Source organism: Natranaerofaba carboxydovora, assembly GCF_022539405.1.
In the GTDB taxonomy this organism is placed as follows: domain Bacteria; phylum Bacillota; class Natranaerobiia; order Natranaerobiales; family Natranaerofabaceae; genus Natranaerofaba; species Natranaerofaba carboxydovora.
Genome location: NZ_CP054394.1, coordinates 1,837,641 through 1,860,197, shown reverse-complemented (window position 1 = coordinate 1,860,197; position 22,557 = coordinate 1,837,641). Strand labels below are relative to the sequence as shown.

The 22,557-nt window shown below is 36.5% G+C and carries 18 protein-coding genes; 15 read left to right on the top strand and 3 right to left on the bottom strand.

Annotated features, from left to right (window positions below; genetic code table 11):
• Window positions 1-39 precede the first annotated feature (39 nt).
• The 10 genes from ACONDI_RS08890 (at window position 40) to ACONDI_RS08845 (ending at window position 13,354) form a co-directional block, all read left to right on the top strand.
• Window positions 40-1,485: a sigma-54-dependent transcriptional regulator gene (locus ACONDI_RS08890; protein WP_241078183.1), complete on the top strand. Its 1,446-nt coding sequence runs from the start codon at window positions 40-42 to the stop codon at window positions 1,483-1,485.
• 14 nt (window positions 1,486-1,499) lie between these two features.
• Entirely contained in the window at window positions 1,500-2,462 is a 963-nt protein-coding gene (gene sppA, locus ACONDI_RS08885) for a signal peptide peptidase SppA (protein ID WP_241078182.1), read from the top strand.
• Window positions 2,463-2,477: 15 nt separating this feature from the next.
• Window positions 2,478-4,454, top strand: coding sequence for an LTA synthase family protein (locus tag ACONDI_RS08880; protein ID WP_241078181.1), 1,977 nt, complete (start codon window positions 2,478-2,480; stop codon window positions 4,452-4,454).
• A 326-nt stretch (window positions 4,455-4,780) separates the two neighbouring features.
• Complete coding sequence (locus ACONDI_RS08875) at window positions 4,781-5,812, top strand: TAXI family TRAP transporter solute-binding subunit (RefSeq protein ID WP_241078180.1); 1,032 nt, start codon at window positions 4,781-4,783, stop codon at window positions 5,810-5,812.
• A 118-nt stretch (window positions 5,813-5,930) separates the two neighbouring features.
• Window positions 5,931-8,000 (top strand): TRAP transporter permease, encoded by a 2,070-nt coding sequence (locus ACONDI_RS08870; RefSeq protein ID WP_241078179.1) that lies wholly within the window; start codon window positions 5,931-5,933, stop codon window positions 7,998-8,000.
• 158 nt (window positions 8,001-8,158) lie between these two features.
• Window positions 8,159-9,127 carry a DNA repair protein RecN gene (locus tag ACONDI_RS08865; RefSeq protein WP_241078178.1) on the top strand — a complete coding sequence of 323 codons (969 nt, stop codon included), beginning with the start codon at window positions 8,159-8,161 and terminating at the stop codon, window positions 9,125-9,127.
• Window positions 9,128-9,157: 30 nt separating this feature from the next.
• Window positions 9,158-9,820 carry a GntR family transcriptional regulator gene (locus tag ACONDI_RS08860; RefSeq protein WP_241078177.1) on the top strand — a complete coding sequence of 221 codons (663 nt, stop codon included), beginning with the start codon at window positions 9,158-9,160 and terminating at the stop codon, window positions 9,818-9,820.
• A 189-nt stretch (window positions 9,821-10,009) separates the two neighbouring features.
• Window positions 10,010-11,362, top strand: a complete 1,353-nt coding sequence (locus ACONDI_RS08855) for an acyclic terpene utilization AtuA family protein (protein ID WP_241078176.1) — start codon at window positions 10,010-10,012, stop codon at window positions 11,360-11,362.
• 1 nt (window position 11,363) lies between these two features.
• Window positions 11,364-11,687 (top strand): DUF4387 domain-containing protein, encoded by a 324-nt coding sequence (locus ACONDI_RS08850; RefSeq protein WP_241078175.1) that lies wholly within the window; start codon window positions 11,364-11,366, stop codon window positions 11,685-11,687.
• 38 nt (window positions 11,688-11,725) lie between these two features.
• The gene (locus ACONDI_RS08845) at window positions 11,726-13,354 is read left to right on the top strand and encodes an FAD-dependent oxidoreductase (protein WP_241078174.1); all 1,629 of its coding nucleotides are present in this window, start codon (window positions 11,726-11,728) and stop codon (window positions 13,352-13,354) included.
• 21 nt (window positions 13,355-13,375) lie between these two features.
• On the opposite strand, the gene ACONDI_RS08840 is transcribed toward ACONDI_RS08845, so the two are convergent.
• Window positions 13,376-13,534, bottom strand: coding sequence for a hypothetical protein (locus ACONDI_RS08840; RefSeq protein WP_241078173.1), 159 nt, complete (start codon window positions 13,532-13,534; stop codon window positions 13,376-13,378).
• Window positions 13,535-13,610: 76 nt separating this feature from the next.
• Here ACONDI_RS08840 and ACONDI_RS08835 point away from each other — a divergent pair, with 76 nt between their 5' ends.
• The gene (locus ACONDI_RS08835) at window positions 13,611-15,023 is read left to right on the top strand and encodes an MmgE/PrpD family protein (protein ID WP_241078172.1); all 1,413 of its coding nucleotides are present in this window, start codon (window positions 13,611-13,613) and stop codon (window positions 15,021-15,023) included.
• Window positions 15,024-15,226: 203 nt separating this feature from the next.
• On the opposite strand, the gene ACONDI_RS08830 is transcribed toward ACONDI_RS08835, so the two are convergent.
• Window positions 15,227-15,640, bottom strand: a complete 414-nt coding sequence (locus ACONDI_RS08830) for a Fur family transcriptional regulator (protein ID WP_241078171.1) — start codon at window positions 15,638-15,640, stop codon at window positions 15,227-15,229.
• Between the two features lie 252 nt (window positions 15,641-15,892).
• Between ACONDI_RS08830 and ACONDI_RS08825 the strand changes: the two genes are divergently transcribed.
• From ACONDI_RS08825 to ACONDI_RS08815, 3 genes are read left to right on the top strand one after another with little or no spacing between them, the layout of a single operon-like run.
• Complete coding sequence (locus tag ACONDI_RS08825) at window positions 15,893-16,783, top strand: energy-coupling factor ABC transporter permease (RefSeq protein ID WP_241078170.1); 891 nt, start codon at window positions 15,893-15,895, stop codon at window positions 16,781-16,783.
• Window positions 16,783-17,505, top strand: coding sequence for an energy-coupling factor transporter transmembrane component T family protein (locus ACONDI_RS08820; RefSeq protein ID WP_241078169.1), 723 nt, complete (start codon window positions 16,783-16,785; stop codon window positions 17,503-17,505). Before ACONDI_RS08825 ends, ACONDI_RS08820 begins: the two co-directional genes overlap by 1 nt.
• Window positions 17,484-18,320: an energy-coupling factor ABC transporter ATP-binding protein gene (locus ACONDI_RS08815; protein ID WP_241078168.1), complete on the top strand. Its 837-nt coding sequence runs from the start codon at window positions 17,484-17,486 to the stop codon at window positions 18,318-18,320. Before ACONDI_RS08820 ends, ACONDI_RS08815 begins: the two co-directional genes overlap by 22 nt.
• Before the next feature lie 116 nt (window positions 18,321-18,436).
• Here ACONDI_RS08815 and ACONDI_RS08810 read toward each other — a convergent pair whose 3' ends face one another.
• Entirely contained in the window at window positions 18,437-20,032 is a 1,596-nt protein-coding gene (locus tag ACONDI_RS08810; RefSeq protein WP_241078167.1) for a BCCT family transporter, read from the bottom strand.
• A 95-nt stretch (window positions 20,033-20,127) separates the two neighbouring features.
• Between ACONDI_RS08810 and ACONDI_RS08805 the strand changes: the two genes are divergently transcribed.
• On the top strand, window positions 20,128-22,167 hold the full coding sequence (locus tag ACONDI_RS08805; protein WP_241078166.1) for a hydantoinase/oxoprolinase family protein: 2,040 nt from the start codon (window positions 20,128-20,130) through the stop codon (window positions 22,165-22,167).
• Window positions 22,168-22,557: the final 390 nt, after the last annotated feature.

Here is a 22,557-nt window from a genome sequence, read left to right as displayed (position 1 = left end):
TTATTTAGGATTTTTGGGTTATTGGGGAGGGGAGTTGGCTTGTCTGGCGTATTGGTAGTTGATGATGAAAAAGATATTGGAGAATTTTTTAAATACTTTTTAAGAAAGCTCAAAATAGAAGCAAGCACAGCGCTTGATATGGGTAGTGCAAGAGGTTTATTAAAGGAGAATAAATATGATTTAGTCATATTAGATTTGAAGCTGCCTGATGGGAATGGTATTGACTTATTGGAAGAAATCACTGAAAATTCCCCTGAGACCAATGTTATTATTATTACAGGGGTAAGCACAATCAGGACTGCTGTAGAAGCTATAAAAAAAGGTGCTTATGATTATATAGAAAAACCTTTTGAAGACTTGAATGATTTGGAAGAGGTAATTACAAATGCCTTAAGTAGTGGAGATGGACCGGCAAAAGATTCAAAAGAATCGAAAAAACTTAGAGAAGATATTGGTTTTGTAGTGGGATATAGTCAAAAAATGCAGCAAATCCTTTCAGTAGTAGAAAAAATAGCTGCAAAAAAAATAAATATATTAGTAACAGGAGAAACGGGAACAGGAAAAGAAGTACTTGCTCGTTATATTCATGGTCTAAGTGATAGGGCATATAATCCTTTTGTCCCTGTTAATTGTGGTGCTTTTGCAGAAACACTTTTGGAGAGTCAGTTATTTGGCCATGAAAAAGGAGCGTTCACCGATGCTTATACATCCAAAAAAGGTGTGTTTGAGATAGCCAATAATGGGACTTTATTTTTAGATGAAATAGGTGAAGCTTCAAAAAATGTGCAGGTTAAGCTTTTAAGAGTATTAGATAGTGGGAAGTTTAATAGAGTGGGATCAGAAAAACTTATAAACACTAACTGTAGAATAATTGCTGCTACAAATGTAGATTTAGAAAAGGCAGTAGAGATGGAAAAATTCAGAAAAGATCTTTATTACAGGTTGAATGTTGTTAATATAGAGATCCCACCATTAAGAGATCGAAAAGAAGATATACCTATTCTTGCAGAATATATTGCTGAGAAAAAATCAAATAAAAAAATTAAATTTACCTCAGATACGGTTTCTAAACTAAAAAACTACTCCTGGCCAGGAAACATCAGAGAGCTATCTAATGTCCTCTCTAGAGCCCTGGCATTATCTTCTAATGATAATGTGATAAAAGAAGAATATTTGATGATTAAAGAAACTGGCGAGAAAACTGATGAAGAAACTGAAGAAACTAATGAAGAGAATATAGATGACATGGATAACTCCACTAAGGAATTGGAGGAAAAGCTAAATAGCTGGTTTGAAAATAATTACTTAGACAAAAACACGATAGATTTAAACAAAATTAAGGAACAAATTACAATTGCTGAAAATAATTTTATGAAAAATATTGTGACACAAACATTAAAAGAAACAATTGGTGATAGAAAAAAGGCCGCTAATAAGTTAAATATAACACCTAGAAAATTACGTTATTTATTAAAAGAAAAATAAGAAAGGATGGTTAGATGTTTGTTAAAGATGATTTGAAAGACTTGATAATGTTTGCTTTAAAGAGTATTATAGTTTTTGTGTTGGTCCTGTCTATTCCTCTGGTTATGTTATTGATGGTCGGTGCCTTTTCTATTGCTTTGACGGGTACAGATGTTGCCGAAGAAGAAGGAACAGTATATGTAGTTGATCTTCAGGGGGCTATTCAGGAAGGGCCAGTTGATTTTATGAATACTGGGATAAACCCAAACTTAGTTGATAGTAGACTGAGTGAGATTGAAAATAGAGGAGCAGAGGCAGTTGTATTAAGGGTAAATAGCCCGGGTGGTTCAGTTGCAGCATCTCAGGAAATTGCTTCAATAATTGATAATTATGAACTTCCTGTAGTTATATCTATGGCAGATACAGCTGCATCAGGTGGATATTATATTTCTTCCCCGGCTGATCATATCATGGCGAATGCTGGTACTACCACGGGTTCTATAGGTGTGATTAGTGTAATTATGAATCTTGAAGGCTTATATGAGAAGCTAGGAATTGAAGTTGAAGTTATTACTTCTGGAGAATTTAAAGGTATGGGTCATGAAAGCCTAACAGATGAAGAAAAACAAAAAATTCAAGATATGTCCGATGACTTTTATGAACAATTTGTAGGAGATATAAGTGATTACAGAGGTATTGATAAAGATGAAGTCTATGAAGTTGCAACGGGGGAAGTATTTACAGGTCGGAAAGCTTATGAGCTAGGCCTTGTAGACAGCTTAGGAGGAATGAATGAAGCAGTTGATAAAGCGGGAGAGCTTGCAGGGATAGATGATCCAAGAAAGGCTAGACTTGAATCTCCATCACTTGCTCAACAACTATTTAATATCGTTAGCGATTTGCCGTCGATAATAGAAAACTATAGGACTCCAGAAAAACTACAATATTTTGATGAATTTGACGACAACTTTCCAGTGCGTTTTAAGTATAAACAATAGGGAGGTATAATACTGTTGCGTGATTATTACAACAGAATTAAGAAGTATTTTATAAATAAACCCTATTCTAATGAAAATTTAGTAAAATCACTTGTGACTTTATCTTTTATAAAGATTGTTTTGTTTTCGATTGGTATTCAGGCGCCTGAAGTTGAGCTTAACTGGCGTATTCTTACGGTTGTTGTTTTTGTTGTTGCAAATCTAAGTATATTGCTAGTACTTTATTCACCTATATTTTTCATAAAAAGACGTTACTATCAGATTATTTATGGGTTAATCATAAACTTTGGTATGTCTTTTGTAATAGTAGCAAACAGGGTATATAATATGTTCTTTCATAGCTATATTTCCTTGCAGACTGTGGCTCATTCCACTGAAGGGTTATCCATGTTTCAGGCTGTATATTCTACCTTTAGGATGGGAGAATTTTTGTGGATCATAGATATTCCGATATTGTTTTATATTTTTTCTAGACAACCTATAACAAATGAACTAATAGGTAAAAGCACAAAAGCTGATTACGAAGTTGTTAATGGAGACGAGAAAAGGAATGAAAAGAAATTTTCTAGATTTATGATAGCTGCCTTAATTGTTTCTATAACGGTAATTATTTGGACTCCTGTGCTAAGTATTTATACTGGAGTGTCAGAACAGCATCCTCATATTCAGTTGAGGGATTCAGGGCCTTTTATGTTTTATACCAGGGAGGCTGTTGCCAGGACCCCTGTTGTTGAAGAAAGCAGGCTGGATATAAGGGACAAACAGAGGATAGAAGGATGGTTTGAAAATAATAAACCTGAAAAGAAAGAGGAAGAGTTAGAATTTTATGGGGAAATGGAAGGAAAAAACTTAATTTTGCTGCAGATTGAGGCTTTACAAAATGTTGCTATTGATAAAGAAATAAATGGACAAGAGATAACGCCAAACTTAAATAGGATTATTGACGAAAGTATGTTTTTTAGTAAGACATACGATCAAACAGATATGGCAACTGCTGATGCTGAAGCACTTGTTAACTTTTCTCTGTATCCACCAGGAAATGTGAGTGCATATATGCAGTATCCTGATAACTATTTTTATTCTCTTCCTAGGGTCTTACAAAGAGTTGGTTATAATACTTCGGTACTTCATGGCTATTATAGAGAGTTCTATAACAGGGAAGAAGCGTACCCAAATGTAGGATATGAAAGTTTTGTTAGTATGGAAAACTTCGAAAAAGATGAAATGTACAATGGGTTATTAGGAGATAAAACTTTTCTAGAACAAAGTGTTGATCATATTAAGAATTTAGAGGAGCCTTATTTTGCTTTTGTAATAACGTTAACAAGTCATCATCCATTTAACTATATTGAACCTGAAGATTATGAAGGAATTGACGTGTCTGGTTACGAAAATACTATTGTGGGTGATTATATCCGATCAATCCATTACACGGATGCTGCAATCGGCAGGTTTTATGAATTGCTAAAAGAAAATGAAATATTAGATAATACCCTACTCGCATTTTATGGAGACCATGCTGCTTTTAACTATAACGAACGTCACTACCAAGAATTAAATCAATTTTTTGGAGTAAATGTTCATAAGCCAGAGGAGCAAATAACTATACACAAAGTACCTTTTGGTATATATGATCAAGATGGTAGATTTGAAGGTGAAATAGATGAAAAGATGGGTATGATAGATATTTTCCCAACGATAGCGAATATAATGGGTGTAGATCATTCATATACCATGGGTAGAGATGTCTTAAACAGTGAAGAAGATTTTGTTATATTTAGAGATGGTTCTTTCATTAAAGATGGAAAATATTATATTTCCAAAAAAAATGCTTTTTTTGATATGAATACAACTGACCAAGTTGAAGTTGAAAATAAAGATGAATGGCAAGCTAAGGTTGAAGATGCTTTAGAGATATCTGACTTAATATATGAGACAAATTATTTTGAAACAGACTTTTTTAGAGAGAATCATGTCATATACAAAGAGTGAATAGATAGCTGAAGAATGCAACCGGACATCCATGTGGTTAGGATTATTGACAAAACCTTGACAAAATTATGATATAAAAGTATAATGTAAAACATCAAAATCTGAAATTTTCTTATTATTTATATTGTGTGAAAATTTTATACAAATTATCTTTTGTTGGGGTTACTAGTTGGGCTACGACTTCGTATTATGGGAATTTTCGTACAATTCAAGTAATTCAAGCAAGTCTGTGTAAGGGGGGGATATAGAGAAAATATATAAAAATTTAAAAAAAAGTTGGGGTTAGAAATTTTAAAAAAATCAAAAAATTAGGAGGGGTTGTTTTAATGTTTTTCAAAAAGAAAAGCTTTTTAGTATTGATGCTAGTACTACTTGCTTCAGTAGCGTTAATAGTTGCTGGATGCGGTGAAGAGGCAGATGTTGATGATCCAGAAGATGACGGTGAATGGCCAGAAACTTTGAGTCTTGGTACTGCAGGTTCTGGTGGAGTGTACTATTACTATGGTAGTGGCTGGGCAAGTGTTATTGAAGACAATGTTGATGTTGGTGTAAATACTGAGCAAACAGGTGGACCTGGAGATAACATGTTCCTAGTTAACGCGAGAGATAACGACCTTGGTATGATTACTATGGGTATTGGTTATGAAGGTTACTATGGTGAAGACGGGACAGCTTACGAAGGACAGCCGCAAGAGAACGTAAGAGCACTTTTCCCAATGTATAGTACTTATTCGCAGTGGTGGGCTCATGCAGATGACGAAATAGAGAGCCTTAGCGATCTTGATGGCAAGTCTGTAGGAGTTGGACCAACTGGTGGAACTCCTGGAACTTATCACCCACTTATGCTTGATGCAGTAGGCGTGGATGCAGATCCTGTGCATGCTGCACTATCTGACTTAGTAGATAACCACATGGATGGACAGATTGATGCTAACAGTTTCTCATCTGGAATTCCTGTTGGTGGATATCTTGAATATGAAGCTAATGTAGGGCCAGAGGAAGTAGATCTTATCCCGGTCGAGGGAGAAGAAAGAGATGCAATTATGGAAGATATGCCTTTCTGGAGTGAAGCAGTAATACCTGAAGACACTTATGATTCAATTGATGAAGATATTGAGACAGTTGTTGTATTTAACTGGGCTATTGGACACAAAGATCTACCAGATGATCTTGTATACGAGATCGTTGATGCAGTTATGAGTAACCATGAAGATATGGTTGATGCTCACGATGCTGCAGAAGAAACTGTGCCAGAAAATATCGATACAAACGACTTCTTACCACTTCATCCTGGTGCAGCTGAATGGTTCGAAGAAAATGACTATGATATTCATGATGATGCACAGCCTATAGATTAATAATAAAATAGCTAGTTGATTTGACCTAGAAATCCCAAGATTGAGATGGAGCCAGTCTTTCATGTCTTTCATGAGGGTTGGCTCCATCTATAAGATTAAATGATGGGAGGGGCGGCCAATGAGCAACAAGAAAAAAGATAATAAAATGGAACTAACCGAAGAACAGGCGGAACAATTAAAAAACCTTGATGTCGAAGATGAGGTTGAGCACTCGGGGCAGAGGCAGTTTGATGGATATAAGGGTATAATATTAATGGCTTTTGCCGCAATTATATCGTTAGCTCATATTTATTTTTTAGTTTTTAACCCTATTGATCCAATGAAACTCAGGGCACTTCACGTTTTAAGTTTGTCTGCTTTGGGTTTTTTACTGGTACCTATGAGTGAAAAATATAAAGACAGAATGGCTATAATTGACTGGTTTGGAATTGTGGCCTGCTTATTAATATTTGTGTATTTGTTTTCACAATTTGATCAACTGATCTGGCGAATAAGAGTTAGCCCTGATCCACTTGATGTTGTAATGGCGATAGCTGGTATTGCCATGGTATTAGAGCTAGTTAGGCGAACAAGTGGTAAGGCACTATTGATACTTTCGTTTATTTTCCTTGGTTATGGATTATTCGGAGATATGCTACCAAGATGGATAGCTCACAGCGGTATTGGTTGGCAAAGGTTTTTTGGTTATATGTACAGTGACTATGGTATTTTTAGTGAGCCTGTAGCTATATCTTCTAGATATATAGTATTGTTTATTATTTTTGCTGCATTTTTAACAGTTTCTGGTGTAGGTAGATTCTTTGTGCAGTGGGCTTTTGCAGTTAGTGGTTTCGCTAGAGGAGGACCTGCCAAAGTATCTATATTAGCAAGTGCCTTGATGGGAACAATGAACGGAACATCTGCAGGCAATGCAGTTGCTACTGGAAGTTTGACTATTCCGCTGATGAAAAAAGTAGGATATACTCCCAGGTTTGCAGCGGCTACTGAATCTGTTGCTTCTGCAGGCGGACAGGTAATGCCACCTATTATGGGAGCTGGTATCTTCCTTATGGCTGAATTAACAGGAATACCTTATCAAAGAATAATGCTTGCTGGTATTATACCGGCTTTATTATATTTCTTCTCAGCATATCTAATGGTTGATTACGAAGCGATAAAGCTAAATCTAAAAGGGTTTCCAAGAAAGGCTTTACCTGATCTTAGGCACGTACTAAAAAGAAGTTATCTATTTTTACCGGTAATAATTCTTTTCTATATGTTACTTACTGGATGGTCTATAATTATGGCAGGTTTTATAGGAATTGTTTCCTGCTTTATTATAAGCTGGCTACATGCTTTGGTTGAGTATATTTCCCAGAAGAAGACTGGGGTAGGTATGAACTTTATGCACGTGGTGCAGGCCCTTGAAAAAGGTGCTAGAGGTACAATTCAGCTAATGTCTGTTTGTGCTGCTGCAGGAATAATTATGGGAGTAATTGGTCAGACCGGTATAGGCTTAAGGTTTGCTAATATGCTTCTTGGAATTGCCGGGGCAAACCAATTATTGGCACTGGTATTTGCTATGGGTGTTTCAATACTATTAGGTATGGGCATGCCTACAACAGCGGCTTATGCTATTGGGGCGTCTATTTTGGCACCGGGATTAACTAGCATTGGACTTCCTACTTTGGTTGCCCATATGTTCGTTTTTTACTTTGCTTGTTTATCAGCGATCACACCACCAGTTGCCCTTGCTGCTTATGCGGCTTCAGGTATAAGCGGCTCAGATCCTATGAAAACAAGTTATCTATCATTTAGACTTGGTTTAACGGCATATATAGTGCCATATATGTTCTATTATGCTCCGGCATTGATATTAGGAAATACAGAAGAACTTTTCCAGCTTGTGACAGTAGGGGCTGATGGAGCAGAAGTCGTCGGTGAGCTTGCAATGTTAACCGTAGTCCTTAGAACAATCACGGCCCTTATAGGTGTATATGGAATAGCTTCTGCTGTTCAGTCATGGTATTTTGGTCTGTTAGAAAACTGGAAGAGAGCTCTAGTTATGGCTGCTGGGCTTTTACTAGTGACACCACCACTATGGGCAGATATTTCAGGGGTAGTAATATTGGTTGTAGTGGCTTTCTTACAGATAAATGCTAGTAAAGACCAAAGTCAAGAAGTATCTTCAGAGAGCAGTAGTATTTAAGCAAAATTTATATGAATTAAGATTGTTACAATAGACATTTGTGAATCACTTAATAAAACAAGGTAGAAGTTAATCTTTCTACCTTGTTTTATTTTTGGCTTGCTATTATGATTTGAAGATGTCTAACAAGGTTATACTATCACTAGAGAGGTGATAGTATGTTTTTTAGAAAAAAATTAAATCAAATAATTTATTTCCTTTTATTTTTTATGCTATTAGTATTCCCACTATCGGGTTGTGGCGAAGAAGATGGAAAAGAAGGTAATGATAGTGAAGGAGAAAACATGTACGAAGAGATATTGGAATTAGAAATGAAGGTAATTGAAACTATGCAGTTAGCAGATATAGCTCCTGTTTTAGATATTGTGACTAATGAAGAAGACAATGATGAAGATGATGAAACTAAAGAAGAGAATAATGGTGAAAATGAAGATGAAAATAATGATGACGAAGAAAATAACTCGGTTGAAACTCAAGCAGATGATGAAAACGATGAAAATGAGATAACTTTTGAAAAAACTATAATCAGTGAAATTGTAATTAGAGAATTAGAAGAAGATCCAGAGTATCCTGAGAATCAAAAAGAACTTTGGGATGAGGTAAGAAGTAATGTTACAGAAATACATGATCTATGGAATGAAATAAAATCTGAGTTAATGAATAAAGAAGAGTTGACAGATTCGTTAAGTGGATTTGATGAGCATTTAGATGATATAACAGCCTATAGTATTGAAGAAAACTATTTTGAACTATTGGTTTCTGGAAATGAACTGACGCGTTACATGTCAGATTATATAGCTGCTTCAGTGGAAAATGTTATTGCTGAAGGCCAGGACTTGAAATATTTGACAAGGGATGTTGTTCTCTTAGCAGTTGGAGATAATTATGAAAAAGCAAATGAAAACGTTGATGAAATGTATGAGATTTTAGAGAACTTAAAACAGGAGCTTGAAAGTGAAGATGTAGATGAAACTTTAGAAAACCTTGATATTAATCTCGATGATCTTCAGAGAGCTGTGGAAAAAGAAGATAATGATTTGATAAAATTAAAATCAGGCATTTTAATGGAAAATATAATAGAAATGACAGAAGACATTGAAGAAGAGATAGTTTATAATAGTGAGTAATAAAATATTTTTAGTGAAGGTGAAAAAATCATGAATGAACCGCTTGCTTTAAGGGATCAGATTTACCTTTTTCTAAGAGAGGAAATACTAGAAGGTAGATTAAAAGTCGGGGAAAGATTAAAGCAGGAAGAGTTAGCTAAAAAAATGAATGCCAGTCGAATGCCTGTTAGAGAAGCTATTCAAAAACTAGAAAAAGAAGGATTAATTGTTCGTAAACATAATAAAGGTGCTGTAGTTAGTACTTTCGATCATGAGCATCTTAATGAGGTGTACATGCTTAGAAAGACTTTAGAACAGATGGCTGTAGAGTTAGCTGTTCCTCACCTGACAAGTGAAAAAATTAATTATCTTCTTGAGTTAAATAAACTTTTTGAAAAAGCAGCTAATGACAGAAGTTATGACAAAATGCTAGAAACTAATGAAAAGTTCCACTTTACTTTATATGAATGTTGCGGGTTTTCTTATCTATTAGAGATGTTAAGAGATCTTTGGAATAAATTCCCTCGTTATACCTTTGATATTATTTCAGACCAGGGAAAAAACTCTTTTTATGAACATATGGAAATAATAGAGGCTTGTCAAAATAATGATGCCAAAAAGGCAGGAGAAAAAACTAAAGTGCATATAGAAAATGCCAAAAAAGCTCTATTAAAAGAACTCAAGAACAAAAGTTTTTATATAATAAATGATTGACACATGTATGCTCCCCTTACCTCAAAGAAGGGGGAGCTTTTTTTGTTTAACTAGCATATTTACGCTTGATGAAGCAGTCTTTTTGGCTTTTAGAATATCCAATTATTAAAAAGGGATTTTATATGTGTCTATAAAATTATAACTATAAGCAAAATTAAGAAAATAGCGTCTAATACGGGAGGGTAACTTATGGGAGAAATAAGGCTTCTTGCACCAACGGCTATTTTGGGTTATGGATTTCCAATAGAAAGTTTTAAAAAAGCTATGGACTTAAAGCCTCATCTTATAGGAATTGATGCTGGTTCAATCGATCCTGGTCCATATTATCTTGGTAAAGGCAAGTCATTTACTGATAGGACTGCTGTAAAAAGAGATTTAGAAATAATTTTAGAAGCAGCTGTTAATGAGGATATACCGGTACTGATAGGTACTGCTGGTGGTAGTGGGGCGAAAGAACATGTTGATTGGAATGAAGAAATAATTAAAGAAATCGCTCATGAAAACGACTTATCTTTTAGGATGGCGAGAATAGATGCTGATTTTTCAAAAGATTTTGTAATGACGAAACAAAATGCAAAAGAGATAACTCCCCTTACAGGAGTGTCTTCGTTAACTAGAGAGGATATAGAAAATACAAATCGCATAGTAGGTCAAATGGGGATAGAACCATTTCAAAAAGCCCTTGTAGAAGGTGCTCGGGTTATTTTGGCAGGAAGGGCATACGATCCTGTGTGTTTTGCGGCAAAACCAATAAGCGAAGGCTTTGACCCGGGACTTTCTCTACATCTTGGGAAAATACTTGAATGTGCTGCAATTGCAGCCAAACCCGGGAGTGGAAGAGATTGTATGTTTGGTATTTTAAAAGATGATCATTTTACCTTGTTTCCTTTAGGTAATGAGAGGAGCTGTACCCCTGATTCAGTAGCTGCTCACTCACTATATGAGAAGTCGGATCCTTTTCATCTACATGGTCCGGGAGGTGAGCTTGATCTAACAGAGACAAAATATGAGCAGGTTGATGAAAAAACTGTTAAAGTCTCAGGAACCAAATTTGTAGAAAAACCTTATGCTATTAAATTGGAAGGTGCGAAACTAGTTGGGTATCGTTCGATAAGTATCGCAGGCACCAGGGACCCTGTAATGATAGATAACATAGAAGATATTATTCAAAAAGTAAAAGACAGTGTATATGATAATTTTGGTAAAACAGAAGGAACTTTAAACTTTAGGTTATATGGGTATAACGGAGTAATGGGAGCACTAGAACCGTCCCCAAATAAAGGGCATGAAATAGGCATCATCATAGAGGCGGTTTCAAAAACTCAGGAACTTGCTAATACTGTTTTGAGCTTTGCTCGCTCTACGATGCTTCATATAGGTTATGAAGGGCGTTTATCAACGGCAGGGAACCTAGCATTTCCATATTCCCCTTCTGACATTGAAGCGGGGGAGGTTTATGAATTTTCTATACACCATCTGATAGAAAATATAGATCCGGTAAAAACTTTTCCTATAAAAATAGAAGATATTGGAGGGAAGTAATGTGAGTGAAGCAAAATTAAGGGATGTTGCAAAAGTAATTAGAAGTAAAAATGCCGGACCTTATCAGCTTACTTTTGATATTATTTTCAATTCAAAAGAAGACCTCGAAAAGGTTAAGCGAGGAAAAAGCCTCACTCCAGGATTAGTTGCTAATTTGTATGGTTTTTCTGAAGACAAAGTACTTGGAATTCACTTTTATCCGCCGGCAGATGCAATTAAAATAACGGTTTTGAGAGAGGTCTCGTCTGGAGGAGTGAATGATACAGATGTATACGGGGCACAGCAGCATGCTCCTTTGTTAGATGCAAAAGTTAAGTTAGCTTAGCTAGATTTATAACAACAACAAACAGGAGGTTGAACTTTATGTATCCGCCATATATGAGGGAATTAATTAAAAAAGTAGATGAGACACGTCCGAAAAGAAAAGGTATAGAGTTTGATCGTATGACCCCTAAGCAAAGAGAAGATGTACTTAGAAATTTTCACCCGGATTATGTAGAGGAAAGCTTTGAAGAAATACCATTGGGGAAAAACAAAGGTGATAGAGCGCCTAGAGAACTAGTCAAATTACTTAAAAAACCGAGCCGAATAGATGTTAGCAATATAAATTTGGATGAGCCTGATTATAACGTGGATGTACTTATTATTGGTGGTGGCGGGGCTGGCGCCGCAGCTGCCTTGTCGGCCAGAAGTGAAGGTGCTTCTGTTTTACTTGCTACAAAGCTTCGCCTTGGAGATTGTAATACCATGATGGCCCAGGGAGGAATACAGGCAGCTACTTTACCTCATGATTCGCCTAGTATTCATTATTTGGATGCTATGGGTGGAGGCCACTTCACAAACTTACCCGAACTTGTATATACTCTTGTTCATGATGGGCCTGGTATAATTAAGTGGCTCGAGGATTTAGGTGTTAATTTTGACAAAAAAGAGGATGGAACTTTAAAGCCAAATCATGGTGGAGGCACCTCCAGGAAGAGGATGCACGCTGCAAGAGATTACACCGGGGCAGATATTATGAGGGTTTTGAGGGATGAAGTATATAACAAAGAAATCTCAGTGTTTGAGTTTTGTCCTGCGATGGATATAATCCTTGATGACAAAGGTAGTGCTTCTGGTGCTGTGCTTTATGATGTAGAAACTAATAGATATGTAGTTGTTAAGGCCAAAACAGTAATCCTTGCTTCAGGTGGTTCTGGAAGACTTCATTTTCAAGGTTTTCCTACAACCAATCATTACGGGGCTACTGGTGATGCTCTTGTGATGGCGTATCGGGCTGGAGCAGGGCTAAAATATATGGATACAATACAATACCATCCTACAGGAGCGGCTTTTCCGCCTCAAATATTAGGTCAACTGGTTACAGAAAAATTAAGGGGCATGGGGGCAACCCCTGTGAATATAGAAGGAGAGCTCTTTGTACATCATCTTGAACCCAGAGATGTGGAAGCTGCCGCTATAATAAGAGAATGCAGTGAGAAAGGCAAAGGAATCAAGACACCTACTGGCCTTGATGGAGTTTGGCTTGATACTCCTTTGTTAGAAGCAATTCACGGTGAGGGAACATTATTAAATAATTTTCCTGCTATGGTAAGACAGTTTGGACGCTTCGAAATTGATATGAGAAAAGAGCCTATACTAATCTACCCAACACTTCATTATCAAAATGGCGGGATTGAAATTGATGAAAAATGTGAAACAAATGTTGGAAATCTGTTTGCTGCTGGTGAAAATTCAGGAGGAGTACACGGAAGAAATAGGCTAGCTGGAAATTCTCTTTTGGACGTTATGGTGTTTGGTAGAAGGGCAGGACTTAATGCCGCAGGTAAATTAGAAGATATAGAAGAAGTTAAATCTGAAAAGCTTACATTAGAGCATTTAGATAATCATAAGAAAGAGCTTCAACAGGTAGGCATAGATGCTATACTTGAAGAAAATGAAGATTCGCCGCTTTTGTTCCCTGATTATCTTTCAAAGGCTGAAAATTCATAGATTCACACAACTAAAGTGTTTTTAATTGATACATCTAAGATTCGTCAGCAGTCGAAATAAGGTTTCCAAATCAATGAACTCATCCTGAGTTCGATTAGCTAATGACTTCCTGTCATTAGACCTTATTTCTCCTGCTTCCTCACCAAGATGTATTGCAATTAAAAACAAAACTTTGTTCATATGACTTTTTGCACCATAATCAATTTTTAATTGATACATCCAGGGGAATTTATTTCGTTTTAAGGGAGGTAATTAAATGGAATACAGTGAGTACAATGACATAGAAAAGAAGTTGGCCGATTTTGTAGTATCACTTAACTATGAAGATATACCAGTGGAAGTAAATGATTCGATAAAGCGTCTCTTGATTGACTATGCAGGGCTTAGCTATAAAGGCGCAGAGATGGAGTCTAGTAAACCTGTACTTCAAATGTTAGCTAAGTTAGATGGGTTTAAAGAAATTGATGAAGAAAATGGTAGCGTGGTAGCGGGTACAGAATTTAAGGCCAGGTATGAATATTCATGCCTGGCAAATGGCATCTTTTCTCACAGCCTTGAGCTTGATGATGTAGTTAATGAAGCTTCTATACATCCGGGGGTAGTAGTGTTCCCTGCTGCTATCTCAGCAGCTGAAGAGACAGGAGCTAATGGGAAAGATTTTATTACAGCAGTAGTAGCCGGCTATGAAGTGATGATTCGACTAGGAAGGGCAGTTAACCCTACAGCACATTATAAATGTGGATTTCATCCTACTGGTACCACCGGAACGTTCGCTGCTGCTGTGACTGTAGGCAAACTTATGGGCCTTAGCTCAGATGAGCTTATTAGTGCCTTTGGTATTTCTACTAGCCAAGCTGCTTCTTCCTTAGAGTTTTTGAATGATGGGACATGGACTAAGCGCTTTCATCCTGGTTGGTCAGCGCACAGCGGTTATATTGGAGCAAAGCTTGCTTCCTGTGGATTCAAAGGTCCTATGAGAGGGATTGAAGGTAAATATGGATTTTTAAATTCTTATTCAGATGATTCAAAGCCAGAGTTGTCAGTTGAAAACCTAGGAAGTGAATTTTTGACCCTAAATACCAGTATCAAGCCTCATGCCTGCTGCAGGTACAACCAGTCTCCTATTGATGCTACATTAGATCTAGTAAAAAATAACGATATTACTGCTGATCAGGTTGAAGAGGTTAACGTAAAGTTGGTTGGTCCGGGCATGCAGCTTGTAGGTGAACCTTGGGAGAAAAAACAAAATCCTGAGAATGTAGTAGATGCGCAGTTTAGCTTACCCTACGCTGTCTCAATTGCTATCCTAAAAAAACGTGCTTTCTTAGATGAGTATAATGAAGAGGTTATAAATTCTATAGAGGTAAAAGATTTGATGAAAAAGGTGAGCTGTAGTAGAGACTCTAACTTAGAAACTGAATTCCCCAAAAAATGGCCGTGTGAGGTAGAAATTAAAACTGTGGATGGCAGGGTCTTTAACAGTAAAATAGAGCATCCAAAAGGAGATCCTGAAAACCCACTTTGTGATGATGAACTGATCTTAAAATTCAAGTCTCTTGCGGATAAAATGACCCAGGATCAACAAGAAAAGTTTATCGAAGAAGTTTACTCCCTTGAAAATATCCAGGATATAAATGAGCTGTCGGCTTACTTGAGTTTGTCTTCATAAGTGACCTTCTATAACAAAGCTGACTTAACTGCAAAAAGTCTATTCACAAAAGTTATATTGTTTTTAATTGATACATCTAAAACTCGTCAGCGGTCGAAATAAGGCTGCCTTCTCATCAAGATGTATTGTAATTAAAAACAAAACTTTGTTCATATGACTTTTTGCAGTTAAATCAAAACTTTAAGAAAAGACATATCTGAAAACTAAGTACACTCCTCACAATATCCTTTTAATATCATCTCCCTGCTTTTTATCTTATGAGTGTAATTCTTTGGGGTGAGTTTGGGAACTTCTAAATCGGTTAAACACTCTACCCTCCCGCACTCTGTACAGATAAAATGTGGATGACAGTTCCCCGATAGCGGGTGGTAAGAAACTGCAAATCGCCATACTTTGTCCAAACCTTCTACGCGGTGGATGATTCCTGCCTTATCAAATGCTTCAAGGGCTCTATAAATACTAACTTCATTCAAATTTACATCAGTTAGTTTTTCCGCAATTTCCTGCTGAGTAAGGGGTTTTTGTTCTTTAATCAAACAATTTAGAATAGCAACCCTGCCAGAAGTTTTTCTTAAACCAGATTTATTTAATAAAGTGTAAGCACTTTCTTTGTCCATAGTAAAACTCTCCTAATAGTTTTAAAGTAATTTGAGTTATTTAGTTAAAAAAATTTTATCATAACAGAAATGTACCTGCAATTACCTGTTCGCCTGTGTAAAGTTCCCCGATAGAATAGAAAAAATTCCTGAAATAATGAATACGATAAACATGAAAAAAATATAAAATATTGACAGGGTTTTTGTTAAAGCTTAAAATAAACAAAAATGCAAGTGACTTGCGTTTTTGCTTCTATGTTAGGAGGGATTTGGGTGAGCCATATTCACCTTCCTGATGGTATTTTGCCTATTGCCTGGTGGCTCGGAGGCTATATTGCTACCTTTATAATTTTGCTTTTGATCTTGCATAAGATGAACAGGTTCGAAGCTACAAGTAGAATACCAAGAGTAGCGATGGCTGCTGCTTTTATGCTTATTGCTATGAGTGTACCTCTTGGATTTATACCGATACACCTTAGCATGGCAGTGTTGACAGGGATCATTGTAGGGCCAGGTCTTGGGTTTGTTGCAGTTTTTATTGTGAACTTTATTCTTTCTTTGGTAGGTCATGGTGGGATAACTATTGTTGGCTTGAATACCATTGTTATTGGTGCAGAGGTTTTAGTTGGGGCTTATCTTTTTAGAAGTTTTGTTAGGAATTTTTCGCCTGCTAGGGCTGCTTTTTTTTCTGTGGTACCAGCTGTGATTTTGTCTTTGGTATTGATGGTAGGTATAGTGGGTGCGACTGCAGGCTATGGAGAGGCTTTGCCGGTATGTGAGCATGATCATAGCCACGAACATGATCACGAGCATGATAACAGTCATAGATATGAAAAGGAACATGAATATGTGAAGCAGAATGGAAAAGAAGATGATAGGCATCATGTTCATGACCATATAAGTGACCATAATCAAGATTATAATAATTCAGATGGTTCTAATGATGGGGAGTTAAATGAAATTATTCAAGATGTCCATATCTTTACTTTAACAGGATGGGGAGCCCTTGGGGTAATTTTATTATCCGGATTAGTACTAGAAGCAGGGGTTACTTCGCTTATTGTTAGGTATGTAAATTCCATTAGACCGGATATGATTTCTGCTATAGGAGTTAATGATATTAACTACTTTGAAGACCACAATAGCGAAAGGTTTGAAGACTAATGCACCTTGCGAGAATAGATTTTATTGCTAATAAAGGGGACAGCTTTTTTCATAGAGCAAGACCTGCGGCAAAAATATTTCTTACTGGAGGGATATTGGCTTCAATCATAACCGGGACTAATATCTTTTATCTTGTTTTGACTTTGAGTTTTATATTTTTACTTTATTTTGCAGCTGGGATTAGTATAGTTAAAATTGGTCATTATGCAATATATCCTGCATTTTTTAGTATTATTTTTGCCCTAATTTTGGGTCAGGGTTCTTATATGGTTTCACTAATAATTATATTAAGGGCATTAGGAGCAGCTCTTATATTGATATTTTTATTTTGTACCACACCTTATGTTGATTTGTTTTCAGTTTTGTCAAAAATAATGCCGTCACTGTTAAGTGATATTTTTTTCTTCACCTATAGAGGTGTCTTTATATTGTTACATAAAAGTCAAAACCTAATAAGAACTATTAAAATTAGAGGTGGGTTTAGGCCTGGACAATTATTATATGATTTAAAAAACACAGCTTCAATGTTAGGGCTTTTATTTATACAAGCCTTTAATGTCAGTGAACGTATGTATCAAGTTTTTGCCCTTCGCGGTTATGATGGTTTTGTACCAACATCTAACTATAATGAGGTATGGAAGAAGGAAGATTACCTGGTACTTTCTTTAGGAGTTCTAGTAATTATGGGAGCGGTGGTTCAATGGATTGGATTATTAGAGTAGAAAACTTTAGACATGTTTATCCCGATGGTACCGTTGTTAACATTGAAAGTGACAAGTCTCTTGAAATAGAACGGGGTGAAAAAGTTGCTATACTAGGAGCTAATGGCTCTGGCAAAACTACTTTGTTGTCAACTATAATGGGCTTTATTAAACCTCTAAATGGTACTGTGAAAGTAGCGGGGCTCTCACCTACAACTGATTTTAACAAAGTAAGGAAAAAGCTTGGTGTAATACTACAAAACTGTGAAGAGCAGATAATAGGTCCAAGGGTTTATGATGATATAGCGTTTACCCTTCGACAGGAAAGAGTAGATCAGGGGGAAATAGAAAAAAAAGTCCACAAAATAGCTACTATTCTTGGAATAGATGACAAACTGCAAAAGATACCTCATTATCTAAGCGGTGGGGAGAAGCAAAAGGTAGCTCTAGCGGGAGCGCTCATCCATGATCCTAAGATACTTATTTTGGATGAGCCCCTAGATAGTCTAGATGCACATTCAAGAAAGGAAGTTGAAGAACTCTTAAATTATTATAATAAGGAAAAAGAAGTCACCGTTGTATTAACAACTCATGATGTAAATTGGGTGTCAAGCTGGGCAGATACTATATATCTTTTGGCCGAGGGAAAAGTAATTGACTATGGAAAACCACAGAAAGTGTTAGTAAACAGCGATAACCTTCTTGAAGCAGGGTTGTTGCCGCCAGTGCTTGTGAGGTTATTTAAGAATCTTCAAGACAAAGGTTATCAAGGGAAGATACCTTTGACTTTGGAGGAAGCTGAAGAAATAATTAATGAAAATTTTTATTTTAAGTAAATTTTGATTCTGGCACAAAAAGTCTATTCACATAAGTAAAGTGTTTTTTGCAATTAAAAACAAAACATTGTTCATATGACTTTTTGTGCCAGAATCAAATTTAAGTAAATGTCTAGTTACTTCTTGCCTGCTGCTTTAAATTGTTTTTCATAAGAATATGTCAAGCCTTTTATTAAGGAGTATGTCATTATTAAAAAGATAATGGATAAAGGAAGTCCTGTACTTATTACAGCAGTTTGTAAGGTAAAAAGTGCTTTTTCTCCTCCGATTATTAACAATGTAGCAGCGATAAGACCTTCCAAAACAGCCCAAAATATACGCTGAACCAGTGGAGAATCGATTTTGCCTCCAGAGCTAATTTTGCTTGCTACAAGAGAGCCAGAATCTGAAGAGGTTATGAAGTATGAGACTACAAGGGATATAACCAAAACAAAAATTATCGTACGTAATATTTCTGCCAAAAAAGGCATATTTAATATATCGATCATTTCAAATAATGCCAGGGGGAAACTATCCTGAACAGTGTTAAAGAGTGAACCGTCAACTTCTTTGTTTAGGTATATCGAAGTTCCTCCAAGGGTGGTAAGCCAGATAAATGATAAAAGAGACGGAACTATAAGCACCCCCAGTATTAACTCTCTAACTGTTCTACCTTTGGAAATCCTTGCAATAAACATTCCTACAAAAGGAGACCAGGAAATCCACCAGGAAAGATAAAAAACTGTCCACTCTGCCTGCCATGACTTATCGCTTGATGAGATAAAGAAAGCATTTTTAACGATATCGTTAAAGTATAGTCCAAATGAATTAGATAATAACTCGATTATATAACTTGAAGGACCTAGAATAAATATGGCTAAAACAAAAAGGACAGCAAGCTTGATATTTATCTCGGATAAGATTCTTACACCCTTACTTAATCCTGTAGCGACAGAAATAATTGCAAACAAAGTTATCACCATTATAAGTATTACCTGGACAACAACACTAAAGCTAAGGCCAACTAAATAATTTAAGCCGCTATTTATTTGTAATATCCCTAGCCCCAAAGACGTTGCAAGGCCAAATAATGTCGCTATAATTGCAAGGGTATCTATCAAATCCCCAGGAATACCATATACTCTGTCCTTAAGCAGATGATAGAAGGCAGATCGAAGGGATAACGGCATGTTTTTGTTAAATGTGAAAAATGAAAGTGATAAAGCTATAAGAGCATAGACACCCCATGGATGAAGTCCCCAATGTAAAAATGTCGTTGCCATAGCTGTTATAGGAGCATCCTGGCTTTCAAAGATGGGTGGTGTTTTTGTAAAATGAAACAAAGGTTCACCAACAGCCCAAAACATCAAACCTATCCCCATACCAGCAGAAATCAGCATAGAATACCAGGAAAAATTACTAAATTCAGGTTCGCTATCTAGTCCTCCTATCTTAACACTGCCAAGCTTAGAGATAGCAAGAAAGATGCAGACAACAATAAAAAAGTTACTTGATAGTATTAGGATCCAGTCAAAATTTGTGATAACATAAGACTTGATCATATTAAAAGCCATGCCAGCGTGTTCTAAGTTTAGGAAAGCATATAAAGAGAAAAATATAATGAATGAAGTGCTGAAAATAAAAACAAAGGGGTTTAAATCAAAGCCAAACTTGTTAATATTTCGACTGTACAGGCGCTTTTTTAGCTTTTCCTGGCTTATTTTGTGCTTCACTATATAATCAAAACCTTTCGGATATTATTTTGATATTTCACTAAATTTAGCTTTGTCAATAAGACTGCTAATTATCACAAAAATGGAGGGGAACTATGGGATATAAGGTAGGAATAGATACTGGTGGAACTTTTACTGACATAAGTGTAATTAATGAAGATACAGGGCAGGTTTTGGTTACAAAGGTGCCATCTACACCGGATAACCCTGCTTCGGCAGTGATTAATGGTATTAATTCGATTATCGAAAACATGGGAATAAAAGGAAACAAGATAAACTTTCTTATTCATGGGACAACTGTAGCTACAAATACCCTTTTGGAGTTAAAGGGCGCTAAGACTGCCTTAATTACCACAAAAGGATTTAAAGATGTTTTACAGATAGGACGCCAAACGAGGCCTCATCTGTATGACTTTTGGGCAAGAAAGCCAGAACCTGTAATACCTAGGAGGCTTCGTTTTGAAATCCCTGAGAGGATACTACATACCGGTGAGATTTATAAAAATCTAGATATTGAAGCTGTTGATAGGATAGTGGAAAAGCTAAAAGCCGAAGAAGTAGATTCTGTTGCAGTATGTCTTTTGCATTCATATATAAACCCTGAGCACGAAAAAAAGATTAAAAAAATATTAGCAGAAAAGTGCCCGGAAATATTTGTGACAATATCATCTGAGGTTTTGGCAGAATTTAGAGAGTATGAAAGAACAAGTACAGTTGCAATTAATGCTTATGTCATGCCAAAGGTGAACAATTATGTATCTTATTTGGATGAGAAACTAAAAGAGATGGATATAAAATCTGACCTTTATATAATGCAGTCTAATGGTGGTGTAATAACTTCTAAGACAGCACAGGATGCAAGTGCTAGGACTGTCTTATCCGGGCCTGCGGGTGGGGCTATGGCTGGTAGGTTTGTCTGCTGGCAGACTGGTAGGGACAACATAATTACTGCGGATATGGGTGGTACAAGTTTGGATGTATGCCTTTTGGAGAACAAAACACCTCACTATACAACCGAGGCCCAAATAGGTGGTTATCCCATCAAACTGCCCATGATTGATATTAATACCATAGGTTCTGGTGGAGGCAGTATTGCCTGGATTGATTCAGGTGGAGCTCTAAGAGTAGGACCATACAGTGCAGGTGCTGTTCCGGGACCTGTGTGTTACCAAAAAGGTGGGACAGAACCTACAGTAACTGACGCAAATGTTGTTTTAGGACGTATAAACCCTGGTTATATTTTGGGCGGAAATATGGAGATGGATTTGGAAGGTGCAAGGCGCGTAATTGATGAGAAGATTGCAAGGACTTTTGGACTTTCGGTTGAAGAAGCAGCTGCTGGTATTTTGAGAGTTGTTGGGGCTAATATGGTTAGGGGGATAAGGGTAGTATCTGTTGAAAAAGGATACGATCCAAGAGAATTTTCCCTGGTGGCTTTTGGTGGGGCTGGTCCTGTGCACGCAACATATCTAGCTAGAGAACTAGGGATGAAAGAAGTGATTATCCCCAAAAATCCTGGGATATCTTCTGCTGAGGGGATGTTAACTGCTGATGTTAAACATGATTATGTTCGTACCCAGGTGACATCAACTATTAATAGTAGGCCTGGTGATATTGAGGAAAAATATGATGAGATGGAAAAAGAAGCAAAAGAACAATTATATACAGAAGGTTTTGGCGAAGGAGAAATAGAGCTATTAAGATATGTGGATATGAGATACAAAGGTCAGGCCTTTGAACTAGGGATAGAGGCTTCTCAAGGTTTAATAGATGAAAATGAAGTCAAAAAAATGGAAGAAAAGTTTCATAAGAGGCATCTAAGCTTGTATGGCTATGAAAGAAGAGAAGAAGAGGTTGAGATGGTTAATTACAGATTAACTGCTTTTGGCAAACTTCCCGGACTAAATCTAGTAAGTGAAGAAGTATCAGCAGAAAGTGCGAAACCGATAGGCGAAAGAGATGTTTATTTTGATGATGGATTTGTGAAAACACCTATTTATGATAGAGACGATCTAAAACCAGGGCAAAGTCTAGCTGGTCCTTGTGTAATCGAACAGCTTGATTCTACTACATTAGTTTGGCCGGGAGAAAAGGCTTATGTGGATGCTTATAGGAATATAACCATACAGTTCTGAAGCTTGATTCTACTGCAAAAGTCTACTCATATATAGTGTTTTTTATTGATATATCTAAAATTCGTCAGCAGTTGAAATAAGGTGTCCTAATTCAAGAACTCATCCTGAGTTCAATTAGCTAATGACGTCGGCGTCATTAGACCTTATTTCTCCTGCTTTCTCATTAAGATATATTGCAATTAAAAACAAAACTTTGTTCATATGACTTTTTGCACTCGAATCAAGTTTTGTTACTTAAACAGGCCTCGCTAGGAGTTGTAAAACAGTACAAATCAAAAGCTTGCTTATTGTAGAAAAATCATTGGGGTTTATTAGCTAAAATAAATAAAATCTTTCTACAGCAAGGATAACTTGTTCATAGTCTGAAGTACGCGAGTTCTAGGAAAAGGG

Coding starts and splice junctions, on each gene's coding strand:
- ACONDI_RS08820 (WP_241078169.1), top strand. CDS start 16,783: ATGCACCTTGCGAGAATAGATTTTATTGCTAATAAAGGGGACAGCTTT.
- ACONDI_RS08840 (WP_241078173.1), bottom strand. CDS start 13,534: ATGAACAAAGTTTTGTTTTTAATTGCAATACATCTTGGTGAGGAAGCA.
- ACONDI_RS08870 (WP_241078179.1), top strand. CDS start 5,931: ATGAGCAACAAGAAAAAAGATAATAAAATGGAACTAACCGAAGAACAG.
- ACONDI_RS08845 (WP_241078174.1), top strand. CDS start 11,726: ATGTATCCGCCATATATGAGGGAATTAATTAAAAAAGTAGATGAGACA.
- ACONDI_RS08865 (WP_241078178.1), top strand. CDS start 8,159: ATGTTTTTTAGAAAAAAATTAAATCAAATAATTTATTTCCTTTTATTT.
- ACONDI_RS08875 (WP_241078180.1), top strand. CDS start 4,781: ATGTTTTTCAAAAAGAAAAGCTTTTTAGTATTGATGCTAGTACTACTT.
- ACONDI_RS08855 (WP_241078176.1), top strand. CDS start 10,010: ATGGGAGAAATAAGGCTTCTTGCACCAACGGCTATTTTGGGTTATGGA.
- ACONDI_RS08805 (WP_241078166.1), top strand. CDS start 20,128: ATGGGATATAAGGTAGGAATAGATACTGGTGGAACTTTTACTGACATA.
- ACONDI_RS08830 (WP_241078171.1), bottom strand. CDS start 15,640: ATGGACAAAGAAAGTGCTTACACTTTATTAAATAAATCTGGTTTAAGA.
- ACONDI_RS08835 (WP_241078172.1), top strand. CDS start 13,611: ATGGAATACAGTGAGTACAATGACATAGAAAAGAAGTTGGCCGATTTT.
- sppA (WP_241078182.1), top strand. CDS start 1,500: ATGTTTGTTAAAGATGATTTGAAAGACTTGATAATGTTTGCTTTAAAG.
- ACONDI_RS08860 (WP_241078177.1), top strand. CDS start 9,158: ATGAATGAACCGCTTGCTTTAAGGGATCAGATTTACCTTTTTCTAAGA.
- ACONDI_RS08815 (WP_241078168.1), top strand. CDS start 17,484: ATGGATTGGATTATTAGAGTAGAAAACTTTAGACATGTTTATCCCGAT.